This is a genomic window from Pseudomonas sp. FW507-12TSA, from assembly GCF_058781435.1.
The window spans coordinates 81,030-96,792 of sequence record NZ_JBYSWT010000029.1 but is presented as its reverse complement, the minus strand read 5'-3'; the positions used below and the strand labels follow the sequence as shown (position 1 = coordinate 96,792).

The 15,763-nt window shown below is 58.0% G+C and carries 5 protein-coding genes and 1 pseudogene; 3 read left to right on the top strand and 3 right to left on the bottom strand.

Features of this window, described 5'->3' with window-relative positions; all coding sequences use genetic code 11:
• Nucleotides 1-8,408: pseudogene (locus tag AC3WK8_RS24455) on the top strand (amino acid adenylation domain-containing protein); the annotation flags it as partial.
• Nucleotides 8,409-9,341: a thioesterase domain-containing protein gene (locus AC3WK8_RS24450; protein WP_404943306.1), complete on the top strand. Its 933-nt coding sequence runs from the start codon at nt 8,409-8,411 to the stop codon at nt 9,339-9,341.
• A gap of 85 nt (nt 9,342-9,426) precedes the next feature.
• On the opposite strand, the gene AC3WK8_RS24445 is transcribed toward AC3WK8_RS24450, so the two are convergent.
• Both AC3WK8_RS24445 and AC3WK8_RS24440 read right to left on the bottom strand, forming a co-directional pair.
• A complete protein-coding gene (locus AC3WK8_RS24445) occupies nt 9,427-11,862 on the bottom strand; it encodes a TonB-dependent siderophore receptor (protein ID WP_103326020.1) in 2,436 nt (811 codons plus the stop codon).
• A gap of 104 nt (nt 11,863-11,966) precedes the next feature.
• Nucleotides 11,967-13,619: a cyclic peptide export ABC transporter gene (locus AC3WK8_RS24440; protein WP_103326021.1), complete on the bottom strand. Its 1,653-nt coding sequence runs from the start codon at nt 13,617-13,619 to the stop codon at nt 11,967-11,969.
• Nucleotides 13,620-13,824: 205 nt separating this feature from the next.
• On the opposite strand from AC3WK8_RS24440, the gene AC3WK8_RS24435 reads away from it, so the two are divergent.
• Nucleotides 13,825-14,652: a formyl transferase gene (locus tag AC3WK8_RS24435; RefSeq protein WP_068582731.1), complete on the top strand. Its 828-nt coding sequence runs from the start codon at nt 13,825-13,827 to the stop codon at nt 14,650-14,652.
• 191 nt (nt 14,653-14,843) lie between these two features.
• Here AC3WK8_RS24435 and pvdO read toward each other — a convergent pair whose 3' ends face one another.
• A complete protein-coding gene (gene pvdO, locus AC3WK8_RS24430; protein WP_085600139.1) occupies nt 14,844-15,734 on the bottom strand; it encodes a dihydropyoverdine dehydrogenase in 891 nt (296 codons plus the stop codon).
• Nucleotides 15,735-15,763: the final 29 nt, after the last annotated feature.

Sequence of the window (15,763 nt, the reverse complement as noted above, 5' to 3'; positions counted from 1 at the left end):
CTGACCCGTGGCCGCCCCGATGGGGTGGTGGACTACCTGGGCCGGGTCGACCACCAGGTGAAGATCCGCGGCTTCCGGATCGAACTGGGTGAGATCGAGGCGCGCCTGCGTGAGCAGGAGGCTGTGCGGGAAACCGTGGTGGTGGCGCAAAGTGGCCTCAGCGGCAAGCAGTTGGTGGCCTATGTGGTACCGGTGGACCCGGAGCTGGTGAGCGACGCCGTGGCGCAAGCGCAATGCCGCGACGCGCTGCGCCAGGCGCTCAAGGCGCGCCTGCCGGACTACATGGTGCCGGCGCACCTGATGTTCCTCGAACGCATGCCGCTGACTCCTAACGGCAAGCTGGATCGCAAAGGGCTGCCACAGCCGGACGCCAGTCAGTTGCAGCAAGCCTATGTGGCTCCGCAGAGTGAACTGGAAGGGAAAATCGCAGCGATCTGGGCCGAGGTCCTGCGCCTGCCACGGGTGGGAATCAACGACAACTTCTTCGAGCTGGGCGGTGATTCGATCATCTCGATCCAGGTGGTGAGCCGTGCGCGGCAAGCCGGCGTGCGCTTTACGCCCAAGGACCTGTTCCAGCACCAGACCGTGCAAAGCCTGGCCTCGGTCGCCAGGGAGGGGGGCGAAGGCCTGGTCATCGACCAGGGGCCGGTAGCAGGAGATGCACTGCTGCTGCCGATCCAGCAGTTCTTCTTCCAAGAGGACATTGCCGAGCGCCAGCATTGGAACCAATCTGTGGTTCTGCGCCCTGGAGAATTGCTCGACGGATATCTATTGCAGCAGGCACTTGGAGCTTTGATCGCACACCACGATGCCTTGCGTTTGAGCTTTACTGAAGCGCCCACGGGTTGGCAGGGACATTATCGTGGCCTGGATGAACTGCAAGCGGCTGAAGGCTTGCTCTGGCAAGTGACCCTTGACTCTGTCGAAGCGCTCGAGCCTTTGGGTAACAAGGCGCAGCGTAGCCTGGACCTGGCCCAAGGGGTATTGTTGCGCGCTGTCTTGGCTGAGCTGCCCGATGGTTCCCAGCGATTGCTGTTGGTAATCCACCATCTGGTTGTCGATGGTGTGTCTTGGCGGATTCTTCTAGAGGATCTGCAAACGGCCTATTGCCAGGTTCGCGCTGGGGCTCAGGTGGTATTACCTGCCAAGACCAGCTCTACCAAGGCTTGGGCTGAGCGTCTGCGAGTTCACGCACAGGGGCCTGCGCTCCAGGACGAATTGGGGTTCTGGCAAGCGCAATTACGAGGCGTCGAGTCTGGATTGCCTTGTGACAACCCCCAAGGCGGCTTACAGAACAAGCTGGCGCTATCCGTAAGCACGCATCTGAATCAATCCTATACCCGTCGATTGTTGCAAGAGGCTCCGGCAGCTTATCGCACCCAGATCAACGACCTGCTTCTGACGGCGCTTTCACGGGTTATCACCCGTTGGACCGGCCATGCTTCGCTGCTGGTCAAGCTTGAAGGACATGGTCGTGAAGATCTGTTCGATGACATTGACCTGACCCGTACCGTGGGCTGGTTCACCAGCCTGTATCCCGTGGCATTGACCCCTGCGCAGACACTCGCTGACTCGATCAAGCGGATCAAGGAGCAGTTGCGTGCGATTCCCGATAAGGGCGTTGGTTTTGGGGCTCTGCGTTACCTGGGTGATGAGCACGCGAGGAAGACCCTCGATGAGTTGGCAAAACCCAGAATCACCTTTAACTATCTGGGCCAATTCGATGGCAGTTTCGATGATTCTGCAGACCGCCCATTCTTTACTCCCACCGGTGAAGCAGTCGGCCCGGATCAGAGTGATGAGGCCATGTTGGGCAACTGGTTGGAAATCAACGGCCAGGTTTATGGTGGTGAGTTGAGCCTGAACTGGAGTTTCAGTCGTGAGATGTTCTCCGAGCAAACCGTGCAGCACCTGGCCGATGATTACGCGCTGGAGCTGCAGGGTTTGATCGAGCATTGCTGCCTACCGGCAAGCCGCGGTTTTACTCCATCGGACTTCCCCCTGGCGAAGCTCAGCCAGGGGCAATTGGATTCTTTGGCATTGATGGAGGTAGATGATCTCTATCCGTTATCACCCATGCAGCAAGGGATGCTGTTCCACGCACTGTATGAGCCGCAGGCGGGCGACTACGTCAACCAGATGCGGGTCGATGTAGAGGGGTTGGATCTGCCGCGGTTCAAGGCTGCCTGGCAGGCCACCGTAGAAAATCACGACATCCTGCGTACCGGTTTCATCTGGCGTGGCGATCTGGAGCAGCCGCTCCAGGTGGTTCATCGCCATGCAGAGGTATCTTTCATCGAGGCGGATCTACAAGACAGGAGCGAATCGCCACGGGAGCTGGATACCTTGGCCGAATCCGAGCGAGTGCAGGGCTTCAACCTCGAGTGCCCGCCCTTGATTCGACTGGCGGTGGTTCATACCGGTATGCAGCGTTGTCATTTGATCTACACCAGTCACCACATCCTGATGGATGGCTGGAGCAGCTCACAACTGTTTGGTGAGGTATTGGAGCGTTATGCCGGGCATGTTCCAGAGGCCCAGCTAGGTCGCTACAGGGATTTCATCGCCTGGCTGCAGGTGCAGGACAAATCGTCCCAGGAGGCATTCTGGAAAACCCAGTTGGCCAATCTGGATGAGCCAACGAGATTGTTCCAAGCACTGTCGCAGAACCTGCGTCACGGGTCTTCGGGGTTGGGAGAGCTTGCACATGAGTTGGATCGCCAGCAGATGATCAAGCTCAAGAGCTTCGCCCAGGGCCAGAAGATAACACTCAATACCTTGGTGCAATCGGCATGGTTGTTATTGCTGCAACGCTATACCGGACAAGACACTGTGGCTTTCGGCGCTACAGTATCAGGTCGTCCGGCAGAGTTGCGTGGGGTAGAGCAGCAGGTTGGTTTGTTCATCAATACCCTGCCCGTGGTTGCGACATTGAGACCGGATGTGCCTGCAGCGCAATGGATGCAGCAGATACAGGGGCAGAACCTTGCGCTGCGTGAGCAAGAGCACACGCCCTTGTTCGAAGTGCAGCGCCTGGCTGGCTTGGGAGGCGAGACGTTGTTCGACACCATTCTGGTGTTTGAAAACTATCCTGTTTCGCAGGTATTGGAGCAAGGAGCGCCTCAAGGCGTCCGTTTTGGCAGCGTAGTCAGCCGGGAACAGACGCATTACCCATTGTCGATAGCGGTAGGTGTCGGAGAGACCCTGACGCTGCACTACAGCTATGACCTTGCTGAGGTTTGCCCGGAAACCATTGAACGTCTCAATCAACATTTACTGCATCTGTTGAGTGAATTGGTTGAGAGGCCTCAAGCCCCCCTGGGCTCGCTGATGCTGCTGACTGATATGCAGCAACAATGTTTGGCGGCTAACGAGCATGGACTCTCTGCAGAGTACTCTTGGGCCCCAATACAGCATCTGATCGAGCAGCAAGTCGAACGCACTCCTCAGGCCACGGCACTTATTTTTGGTGAGCGACAACTGACTTATCGTGAACTGAACAGCCATGCCAACCGATTGGCTCATGCGTTGGTCGAGCGTGGTGTCGGAGCCGAGACGCTGGTCGGGATTGCGGTGGAGCGTTCCTTTGAAATGATTGTCGCGCTGCTGGCGATTCTCAAGGCCGGGGGGGCTTATGTGCCTCTGGATCCTGAGTATCCGGAAGAGCGCCTGGCCTACATGATCAAGGACAGCGGCGTGAAGTTGCTGCTGAGTCAATCCCATCTGCAGTTGCCATCCAGCGATGGGGTACAACGCTTGGATTTAGACGGTGATCATGCCTGGTTGGCGGGTTACGGCGAGGCCAATCCGCCGCAGGTAGTGAGCGGCGAGAATCTCATGTACGTGATTTACACCTCTGGATCTACTGGCAAGCCCAAGGGGGTGGGAGTCAGTCATGGGGCGCTGGCACAACGCTTGCTTTGGATGCAGGCAACTTACGCCCTTCAGGTCGATGATGTGCTGCTGCAGAAGGCTCCGATGAGCTTTGACGTATCGGTCTGGGAGTGCCTGTGGCCGTTGTTCACAGGTTCTCGGCTGGCTTTGGCAGCGCCAGGCGAACACCGTGATCCGGTACGTCTGATGGAGCTAGTACAGCGTTATGCCGTAACCACTTTGCACTTTGTGCCGCCATTGCTGCGGATGTTCATGGACGTACCAGGTATTTCTGCTTGTACAAGCTTGCGCCGGATGTTTTCCGGGGGGGAGGCGCTGACGACCGACTTGCGTGACCAGGTGCTGAAGCTGCTTCCGGGAACGATCCTGCACAACCGGTACGGACCTACGGAAACCGCAATCAATGCCACTTACTGGCATTGCACCCCGTTAGATGGTGCGCGTTCGCCGATAGGCCGTCCTTTGGGGAACGTAATTTGCCGAGTGTTGGATCGTGACCTGAATCCTCTTCCCACAGGTGTGGCCGGAGAGCTGTATGTCGGTGGTGCTGGCCTGGCTCGTGGTTACCTCGGACGTCCGGGATTATCAGCCGAACGTTTCATCGCCGATCCTTTCATGGGCGAAGGTATGCGGTTGTATCGAACCGGCGACCGTGTGCGTTGGGCTGAAGATGGGGCATTGGAGTACCTGGGGCGTCTCGACCAGCAGATCAAGGTTCGGGGGTTCCGGGTTGAGCTGGATGAGATCCGCTCCTTGCTGCAGGTCCAGACCGGTGTGGTTCAGGCCGAAGTGATTCTGCGCCAGGGAGAGGCAGGCAACCAGTTGCTGGGTTATTACATCGCTGAGTCTACAGCTCTTGAGGAGACCGAGCACAGCCACCGGCTACGTAGCGCTCTGCAGGACCAGCTTCCGGAGTACATGGTGCCGAGGCTGCTCATGCGCTTGCCCCATATGCCCCTTACTCCAAGCGGAAAGTTGGACCGCAAGGCCTTGCCCGAACCAGACACTCGTGTGTTGCAGGGCGAATACGTGGCTCCCCGAAGTGACTTGGAAAAGCAGCTTGCTGCTATATGGCGGGATGTTTTGGGCGTTGAGCAAGTGGGTCTTACCGATAACTTCTTCGAGCTGGGCGGGCATTCGTTGCTTGTCATCAATGTCATGTCCCGTATCCAACTCGAGCTAGGGGCGAAGATCAGTGTGCAGGAACTCTTCCAGCATGCCGAACTGCAGCAGTTGGCGCAGCGGCTGCAAGCACAGGATTCGGCCGTCAGCATGGAGAAGCTGTCGTTGCTGGATTCTCTTCTCGATGAAATGGAGCAGCTGTGATGGATAGTCTGGTAGCGAACAAGATTGTTAAACGTTTTATCGGACTGCCATTGGAGCAACGTAAGGTCTATTTGCAACGAATGCAGCAGGAAGGTGTATCACCTGCCAACCTGCCCATCCCCGAGGTGCGGCTTGAGACCCATGGTATTCCGCTTTCTTATGCGCAGGAGCGCCAGTGGTTTCTTTGGCAACTGGAGCCTGACAGCAGCGCTTACCACATTCCTAGCGTGATGCGCTTGAAAGGCGAGTTGGATGTAGCTGCGCTACAGGCCAGCTTCCAGGCGTTGATCGCACGGCATGAAAGCCTGCGTACGCGATTTCGCCAGGAAGGTGAGCGGATGCTGCAGGAGATTCTGCCTGACGCCACGGTAGACATCGTTTTCGAGGATATGGAGGAAGATGCGCTACAGGCACGTGTCGAGCAGGAGATAGCCCGTCCATTTGATCTGGAGCGCGGGCCGTTGCTACGGATCAACCTGATCCGTCTGAGGGAGCGAGAGCATGTGCTGGTCCTGGTTCAGCATCACATCATTTCCGATGGCCGTTCGATGCATGTGATGGTGGAAGAGCTGGTGCAGCTTTATGGCGCCAAGAGCCGTGGATTGCAGGTCGACCTGCCGCGCTTGCCGATTCAATACGCGGACTATGCGTTGTGGCAGCGCAGTTGGATGGAAGCGGGCGAGAAAGAGCGCCAGCTGGATTATTGGTGTTGCTTGCTGGGTGGAGAGCAACCCGTTCTGGAGTTACCGCTGGATCATCCACGTCCAGCAATACAGAGCTATAGAGGGGCGTCGCTGGATCTCATGCTGGACAAAGCCCTGGTGTCAGGTGTCCGGGCATTAGCTCAGCGTGAAGGCGCCACCAGTTTCATGGTCCTGCTCGCCTCGTTCCAGTTGTTGCTGCATCGCTATAGTGGCCAGCAGGACATTCGCGTCGGTGTACCTACGGCCAACCGCAACCGGGTAGAAACCGAGCGACTGATCGGTTTCTTCGTTAATACCCAGGTCATGAAGGCAGACATCGATGACCTGACGAGTGTCAGCACACTGTTGCGCCAGGTTCGCCAGCGAGCGTTGGAAGCGCAGGCCCACCAGGACCTGCCTTTCGAGCAGTTGGTAGAAGCCTTGCGTCCTGAGCGTAGTACCAGTTACAGCCCGTTATTTCAGGTGCTGTTCAACCATCAGAGCCACTCAGGGGGCGGTACCTCGGAACAGCCTGCCTCAGAACTTGTTCTGGAGAGGCTGGACTGGACCAGCCGCACTGCGCAATTTGACTTGAGCCTGGATATCAATGAGGGCGAGGACCGTATCTGGGCCTCATTCAGCTATGCCACCGATCTCTTTAGTGGGGCGACCGTCGAGCGTATGGCTCGACATTGGCAGAGCCTGTTGCGTGCCATGATCGATACGCCTGACGCCAGGGTCGATACCCTTGAAATGCTCGATGCCCAGGAGCGCACCCAGATCGTCGACGGTTGGAACTCCACTCAGGTCGTGTATCCATTCGAGCGACGCGTTCATCAGTTCTTCGAGGAGCAAGTCCTGCGGGTACCCGATGCTCCAGCACTTGTCTTCGCTGCGCAATCTTTGAGTTATGCACAGTTGAATCGCCGGGCTAACCGTCTGGCCCACGCACTGATGGAATTGGGAGTAGGTCCTGATAGCCTGGTGGGGATCGCATTGGAGCGCTCCCTGGAGATGGTGGTAGGGCTGCTGGCCATTCTAAAGGCGGGAGGCGCCTATGTGCCCCTCGACCCGGACTATCCGCCGGAGCGGCTGCAGTACATGCTTGAAGACAGTTCAGTGAAGCTGCTTTTGAGCCAAGCGCACTTGCATTTGCCGGAGGCAGAGGGCGTAAAGCGTATTGATCTCGGCCAAGATGATGCCTGGCTCGAGAGGTTCAGCGAGTGTAATCCGGCCATTGAGCTGGCTGGTGAGAACCTTGCCTATGTGATCTACACCTCTGGTTCTACTGGGAATCCCAAGGGGGCAGGTAATAGCCATCGCGCATTGACCAATCGACTGTGTTGGATGCAGCAGGCCTATGCGATTAGCGGCAATGATACGGTGTTGCAAAAAACACCGTTCAGTTTCGATGTATCGGTATGGGAGTTCTTCTGGCCTCTGATGACAGGAGCGCGCCTGGTGATGGCCGCTCCGGGTGATCACCGTGATCCAGCGAGGTTGGTCGAGCTCATCAATCGTGAAGGGGTTACTACGTTGCACTTCGTGCCATCGATGCTGCAAGCGTTTCTCCAGAATGACGAGGTGCAGAGCTGTAAGGAGTTGCAACGTATCATCTGTAGTGGCGAAGCGTTGCCGGTCGATGCCCAGCAGCAAGTGTTCGGGAAATTGCCACAGGCAAGGTTGTATAACCTATATGGTCCTACCGAGGCAGCGATCGACGTAACTCATTGGTCCTGTATCGATGAGGGCAAGGATTCGGTGCCGATTGGCATCCCGATCGCCAATCTTGGCTGCTATATCCTCGACAGTAATCTGGAGCCGGTTCCTGCTGGAGTGCTCGGTGAGCTGTATTTGGCCGGCAAAGGATTGGCCCGTGGATATCACCGTCGGCCTGCCCTGACGTCCGAGCGCTTCGTTGCCAGTTCGTTTGTGCCAGGAGAGAGGATGTACCGCACGGGTGACCTCGCACGTTACCGTGCCGACGGAGTGATCGAGTACGCCGGTCGTATTGATCATCAGGTCAAGTTGCGTGGTTTACGTATTGAATTGGGTGAGATCGAGGCCCGCTTGCTGGAGCACGAGCAGGTACTGGAGGCTGCAGTGCTGGCCCTGGATAGTGTCCAGTTGGTTGGTTATGTCGTGTTGGAGGGCGATGTGCCGCGGTGGAAAGAACTCCTTGTTTCGCATCTCGCGCAGAGCCTGCCAGGGTTCATGGTTCCTGCTCAGTGGATGAAGTTGGATCGTATGCCGTTGAGTCCTAATGGCAAGTTGGAACGCAAGGCTTTACCACGACCAGATACACAGAGCCGATTACATGAATATGTTCCGCCTCAGACTGTGTTGGAGCAGAAAATCGCGGACATCTGGCAGGATATCCTGGGTGTTGAGAAGGTGGGGCGCGAAGACAATTTCTTCGAGTTGGGTGGTCATTCGCTGTTGCTGCTGATTGTGAAGGAGCGCTTGGCCAGCCAATGCGGACTGTCCCTGACAGTCAACCAGTTAATGACCCGTTCGACGGTAAAGGCATTGGCCGATGATGCCAGTGAAGAGCCGCAGCGATCTTTGATCGTCAATCTGAATGGTTATAAGGGCGCCACGGGACTTTTCCTGCTCCATCCAAGCTTTGGTTCGGTGCACTGCTACAAGGCCGTTGCAATGGCTTTGCGCGGTGAGATGCCGGTGTACGGGATTATTTGTCGGGCACTGATAGAGCCGCAAAGCCAGGTGCCAAGCTGGAGTGAAATGGTCCGGGAGTATGCAGAGCAGATCCTGGATACCCAACCTGAAGGGCCTTGCTTCCTCGGTGGCTGGTCCTTGGGTGGCAACCTCGCGTTGGAGGTTGCCGAGTACCTGGAGGCTCGCGGAAGAACAGTAGCGTTCGTCGGTGCGATTGATGCTCCACCGCCGATGCATGTCAGCGCGTTCTGGGATCGAGATAGGACCATGGTTGAGGAAGTTGTCGCAGCCGGCTCGGATGATGACAAGCGCATCGAGTTGCTGACAGTCATGTTTGGGGAGTCCGCTGAGGCCATTGAACAGGCCTGGCAGGACATCAAACACTCGGATAGGCCAGCAGAGCAGCGTTGGAAGAAATTCGCCGAATGGGCTGAGTTGCATCTGGGGCAGGCATTCATCAGCTTGTGTGACGAGCTGGCGCAGGGCGGTGAGCTGGAGGTTTCATGGGCTCTGAAGCGCGTGCTTGACGAGCGTTTGCAGGACGCTGACTACAAGCCTCTTCTAGCGCCCATCAGTTGTTGGTGGGCTGCTAGGAGCAAGTCTGAAATGGATCGCCAGGTTATTCAGTCAGCGTTGGAGAAGGGAACCGGGCAGCGCCTGAATGCTTCGCTGGTGATCGACTCTACCCATGATCGAATTGTTGATAACCCCGAATTTGTCGAGTCCTTTGCAAGGCTTTTGAAAGAGGCCAGGCACTAACCTGGCTTTATTCAGGTTCGTTGTGTCGCAACCATGAAAAACCCCGCCTAGGCGGGGTTATTCATGGTGCTCATAGGTACTTGCTTTAGAAGTCCCAGCGAGTGCTTACCATCACGTTGCGTGGGTCTCCATAGTAAGCAGTGTTATAGAAGCCAATGTTGGTGTAGTAGAACTTGTCGAACAGGTTGTTAATGTTCAGGGAAGCAGACAGGTTTTCCGTGACCTGGTACCGCGCCATTACATCCACCAGCCAATAGGCCTCTTGCGAGAAGTCTTCGTAGCTTTTCTTGGGGCGGTTGTACAGGTTCTGCCAACTCTTGTTCTGCCAGCGAGCGCCGCCACCGATTGTCCAGCGGTCCAGAGGGCCCTTGAGTTTGTATGAGGTATAGAAGCTGAGTTGGTCCTGGGGTTCCCAGGTCGAGACTTTGGTACCACCCTGGTCACGCACCACCTTATGGGTATAACCCGCTTGGGCTTGCCATCCGGGAGCCAGCTCACCGGACATTTCTGCCTCGAACCCTTTGGTCTTGGCGGTAATGCCTTTGTATGCGTAACCGACTGCCGGATTGGTAGGATTGCCATTGTATTCAGCGTCCGGTTCCCGACGGTTGTCTTCATGTACTTCGAAGTACGCCAGGCTGGTATTGAGTCGGCCGTCGAAGAATTCGCCCTTCAGACCCACTTCGTAGTTCTTGCCCTCATCCGGTTCCAGCAACTTGTTGTTGCGGTCGCGATCGACCTGAGGCATGAAAATATCGGTATAGCTGGCATACGCGGTGAAGTTGTCGTTCAGGTCGTAGGTGGCGCCGACATAAGGCACCAGCCTTCCGGTTTCCTTGGAGTCATCGGTTCCTGTCAATCTGTAGTTGGCGACCCGGGTTCCAAGAATAAGATTCAGATCGTCCGTGAGGTTGAAGCGACCAGTGATGTAGGTGGCGGTTTGCCGGGTAGTCTGATCATTAATCTGGGATGGTTCTCCCCAGTCTGGCTCCGGGAAGTTACCGTTGAAGTTCCAGAAATCGATGACGTTGCCATTGGCATGGATCGGAGCACCATAGCCCTTGCCTTTCCAGTGGGCCGTTGAAGCTGCGGCACCTATGACCAGTTCATGTTCACGGCCCAGCAGGCTAAACGGGCCGCTGGCGTACACATCGACCGCATCGGTACGGGTCTTCCCAGTGTACTTGTTTGCATAGAGAGTCGATTTGCCGGTAGCAGGGTACGGGCCGAGCTGGATCGCTCCCAGCGGGGCGTCATAGCCATTGATCTGGTGAGTCAATTGACCCTTGGCTACCCAGCCATTTGCGAAGCTGTGTTCCAGGGTCGAGAACACGCTTTGAGTGTACTGTTCCCAACTGCTCCATTTGGCTCCGTTGTTGAAAGAGCGTTTGGCGTCGATCCGGTCGCCGTTGCGATCGAACAGAGGACGGCTACCCGACCATCCTGCGTTGCGAGGATCGCTGTTCTGATAGTCGAATCCTACAGTCAGCAATGTGTCATCGGTCAGGTCTGCCTCCAGAGTGCCGAAGTACACGCTGGTCTTGCGTGAGTAGCGGTCCATGAACGAGCGCTTGTCCTGATATGCCGCTACTGCACGTCCGCGCAGATTGCCACTGTCCGTCAGTGGGCCGCTGACGTCGATTTGCGAACGATAATTGTCCCAGCTGCCGGCACCCAGTTCGAGGCTGCTCTTGAAGTCGCGAGTCGGTTTCTTGCGTATCAGGTTGATGGTGGCGCCGGGAGCACCAGCTCCGGTGAGCAAGCCCGTGGCCCCCTTGAGGATTTCCACCCGATCATAGATGGCCATGTCGCTCAGGGTTTGACCAGAGGAGTAAGCCGAGTTGCGCAGGGTAGGGATGCCGTCATACTGGAAGTTCTCGACGGAGAAGCCCCGTGCATAGTAGTTGGTTCGTTCGCTGTCATAAGTCGACACGGTAATACCCGGCGTGTGCCGCATCACATCGTCGATGGACTTGAGTGCGAAGTCATCCATGTGCTGGCGCGTGATGACAGTGATCGATTGTGGAGTTTGCCGGGGAGTCAAGGCCAATCGAGTCGCGGTGGCAATGGTACCGGGCGTGTAGGAGCCTGTGCCTTCGGTAACGTTGCCTAACTGGTTGGCAGTTACTTGGGTCGGGGCCAGTTCAAGTCCGGCGGAGCTGGCGCCGAGAGCATTGATGGTCAGCGAGCTACCATTGAGGCTGTAGTTCGTACGGGTCCCTATCAGCAGCTTGCGAATGGCTAGCTGGGGTTCCATCTTGCCTTTGACTGCAGTGCTTTGCTGACCCTGTACATCCGCCGGGTTATACAGCACCTGCAGGTTAGTCTGCCGACCGAATTCCTGGAGGGCACTGCCCAGAGATTGCGCCGGTACATCGATTTCGATTTCCTGAGCTTGAACGTAACCGGCGATCGGCATCGAAACTGCCAGCGCCAGGGCGCTGGGTAGCAGGTTAACGTTCAAGGCTCGTCGCATGGATCGCGCTTTACTCAGGGAACTGAGACCGAGTAGTGCAGACATGGATGATTTCTCTTCTGTGTAGTGGGCAGTTATAGATATTTATTGCGGTTAATTCTCATTACCACTGGTAAGACGTTCCTCCTTGAACAAACCGGAAAAAAAACTCAAGCCGGTTCCATTTCGTGTACGACCTTGCCGGCGCGCAGGCGCACCAGTTGGTCGGCGATGTCGAAATAACGGTCGTCGTGGCTGATCACGATGATGGTCTTGCCCAGGCGCTTGAGGTCGGGCAGCAGCTCGGTATAGAAAATCCGCCGGAAGGCCGGGTCCTGGTCGGCGGCCCATTCGTCGAACACCAGCACCGGTCGTTCTTCCAGCCAGGCGTTGACCAGGGCCAGGCGCTTGCGTTGGCCGGTGGACAGGTCGGTGGTGGTGAACGCGCCATTCTTGACGCTGACCTTGTGGGCGATCTCCAGGCGATCCAGGTACTGGGTGGCGACGTCCAGCGATTTGCCGGCATTGCCCTGGACCAGGTCGTCGAACAGGTAGTAGTCGGCAAAAACCGTGGTGAACAGTTGCCGGTAGTCGTCCCGGGCCTGGTCGGTCACGGTTTCGCCGTTGAGGCGGATCTCCCCGGACTGGGGCTGGTACAGGCCCAGCAGCAGCTTGATCAGGGTGGTCTTGCCGCAGCCGTTCTCACCGACGATGAAGACGATGTCGCCCTGCTTGATGCTCAGGTTGATCGGCCCCAGGTGGAACGGTTCGCTGCCCTCTACCGGTGGAGGGCTGTAGCTCACCCCGCGCAGCTCCAGGCTATGGACTACCGACTGCGGGGCTTCGCTATCGACCAGTAGTAAATGCGGTTCAGGTGAGGAGAAGCGCTCGGACAACTCGGCAATACGCCTGAACGCGATCTGTGCGCGGCTGACGATGGGAAGGGCGGTAACTACGTGCTCGAGTGGTCCCTTCATGTAAAGCAGTACCAGCACGAAGCCGGTGATAACTGAGGGGTCTGGATCCGGATTAAAGGCCTGGATGGCCAGTGCCAAGCCGATGACCACGAAGAACAGCATTGAGCCGAATGTTTTGGCAACGATGAAGATGTTGACCGAACGCACTTGAATATCGCTGATGCGGTCGGCGGTAGCCTGAATTCGATGCGCGTTCATCCGGAAGCGCCGAGGGCGGTGTATACGCAGCTCCTTGGCGCCGGAAGCAATTGCGGTGTAGTAGCGTTGTAGTTCGTCTTCCTGGTCGCGAGCGGCATCGAACCCCTTGATACCTGCTGAGCGCGCTACGTACTGCACGGCAGTACCGATCACAATCGCCAGCACCATCATCAGGAACATGGGGATTGAAAGGTACGCCAGGTAACACAGGCAGCCGAGGGTGACAGTGCTAGCGATGGCTAGTGGAGTGAAGGAAAAGGAAAAGTCGCTGATGGTATCGACATCATGGGTCAGTACCGGGATCAGGCGATGGGTGCGATATCGCTCGATTTGCTCGATGGGCGCTGAGAGCACCTTCTCGCCCAGGTCCTTGCGCAGGGCGGCGATGATCCTCTGGCCCACGTAGTTGGTACCGACGTCCGAGACGATCGAACTGACCAGGGCCAATGCGCAGAGTGCGGCGAAGGTCAGGACCACGCCCTGGGTCATGCCGCCGTCCGAGTGCAGGGCGTTGTTGATGGTGGCCAATAGCAGGGTGATGGCCAGGCCGCCGGCCATGCCCAGGGCAACGGAAACCAGCACTATGCTGCGAAAGGGCCTGAGCAATGCGAGCAGGCCTTTGAAGGCGCCGCGCTTGGGGTCGGTCATAAGTACTTCCCAGAGAGTGGATAGAGGGTCGGGGCACACGGACCCTTACCCCTGAACAAACGAAGCGTCGCGGCGACTATTTAGCTTTGCCGGCCACCACCGGGCGCAGGCGTCCCGGATAAATTGCCCGGAGCCTGGTTCGTTCTTGTTCTGTGGGCGCACGTGTATCGACGCAGTGCCTGATCCATTGAGCGAGAGCGAACGAATGACGAAGAAGAATCTGGTGTATGTCTGGTCCCTGCGAAACGCCGCGGCCGACAAGGCGGGGCAGCCGGTGGCCTACAAGGACCACGAGCGCTACATGAAGTCGGTGCTGGAGTCCCTGGTGGAGGCGTTGAACCAGACTCCTCTGGGCGAGGCCTACAACCTGGTGGGCGTGGTCTACGACGATGACGAGCAATCGCCACGGGACCAGAAGCTGGTGAGCGACTACGGTTTCGCCTACCAGCCGGGGCGCCAGTGGCTATATCCGGCGGACCTCGCCGTGCAGGGGCGCTTGGTCAACGACCTGCTGCTGAGCGTGCCATCCACCTACCGTCGCCATCCACGCGGCAGCGCCGAGCACATCGCTGGCAAGCAGGATTTCGAACGTCGCCTGTACGACACCCTGGTGGAGCTCAAGGCCGATATTGTGGTGCTGGACGGCTTGCTGGTGATCCTCGACGAGCTGGTGCGCCCGGGTGCGCCGTTCGCCCGGCGGATCATGAACATCCATCCGGGTATCACTCGTATCGAGTCGCCCTATGAGCGCCGCGGTGCCTACGCCACCTGGAATGCCTTGTATGGCGCCCGGGGCGAGAAGGTGGTGGATTGGGCGACCCGGGAGACCGTGCCAACCGAACCGCTGTATCTGACAGGGGCTTCCTTCCACTACGTGGACAACGGTATCGACTCCGGCGAGGTATTCCACGACGTGCTCAATACCGAGATTTCCCCCGAAGACACCATCCTCGAATTGCGCTGGAACAACTTCAACAACAGCCTGTTCCCGGCCTTGCACGAGGGGCTGGCGTTGTTGGCCAAACAGCCCTGAGTTGGCTTGCGGCGCGGCATGGCAGGCTTGTCCTGTAGCCGCTGTCGCAGGCTGCGACCAGCTGCACAGCAGCCGTAGGCAGAGGGTGTGGGGCCAGGCTATTGGTGCCGTCAGGGTTGACGGCCTTTGTGGTGGGCCTCGTAGCCTGCGGTAGCGGCTACACCGGTTGCGGTGTAGCCGACAGGAGAGGATTAGAGGACGCGTACCACGCGAAAACCGATCCAGTCGCCGCGGGTTTGCGGGTAGATATTGTTGCGGTTGCCCGAGCGGGAGAACACCGGGGCCTCGCCCCAATCGTTGCCGCGCAGTTGCAGCGATTCACAACCCGGATCGACCCAGGCGCTGCCGTCGGTGGGGGCGCCTACATAGTTGGGGTGTTCACAATCGGCGATCCATTCATAGACGTTGCCGTGCATGTCGTACATGCCGAAGGCGTTGGCCGGGTAGCTGCCTGCCGGCGAGGTATAGCTGTAGCCGTCTGCCGGACCGTAGGTATTGGCATGCTTGGCGATGCTGTATTCCTTGCCTTCATCGAAGGGGAAGGGAAAGGGGCCGGTGGAGCCGGCGCGCGCCGCATATTCGCGCTGGGCTTCGCTGACCATCTGGTATTGGTGGCCGGTCTTCTTCGACAGCCAGGCCACGTAGGCCTGCACCTCGGCAAAGTTCATGCACACCGCCGGCTGGCGCGGCCCCTGGGGGTAGCGCGGCTTGCTGGCGATGCATTCACGCCCGGGGCGGGTGTCGCCATCGGGGATCTTGACCCCGGTCTGGCGGATGTAGCTGTCCCACTCCGCAGCGGTGATCTGGAAGCGGCTCATGGCAAAGGGCTTGGCGAAGGTCACTTCGTGCATTGGGCCTTCATCGGGCTCGCGGCCGACCTCGTCGTCCGGGGTGCCCATGATGAATTTGCCGGCTGGCAGCACCACCATTTCCGGGCAGTCCTTGCAGTCCTTGAAGACTTTGCCCGGTTGCGGTTCGCCGGCTTGGGCGGTGCCCGGCAGGAGGCCGGCCAGCAGGGCGCCCAAGGCCAGGGTAGCGAGTGCCTTGAACGGCGGTCGGGAGGAACTCTGGTCTGAATTCATGAGTGTTCTCGATCAGGGTTGGAGGAGGT

Coding starts and splice junctions, on each gene's coding strand:
- AC3WK8_RS24450 (WP_404943306.1), top strand. CDS start 8,409: ATGACCCGTTCGACGGTAAAGGCATTGGCCGATGATGCCAGTGAAGAG.
- AC3WK8_RS24445 (WP_103326020.1), bottom strand. CDS start 11,862: ATGTCTGCACTACTCGGTCTCAGTTCCCTGAGTAAAGCGCGATCCATG.
- AC3WK8_RS24440 (WP_103326021.1), bottom strand. CDS start 13,619: ATGACCGACCCCAAGCGCGGCGCCTTCAAAGGCCTGCTCGCATTGCTC.
- AC3WK8_RS24435 (WP_068582731.1), top strand. CDS start 13,825: ATGACGAAGAAGAATCTGGTGTATGTCTGGTCCCTGCGAAACGCCGCG.
- pvdO (WP_085600139.1), bottom strand. CDS start 15,734: ATGAATTCAGACCAGAGTTCCTCCCGACCGCCGTTCAAGGCACTCGCT.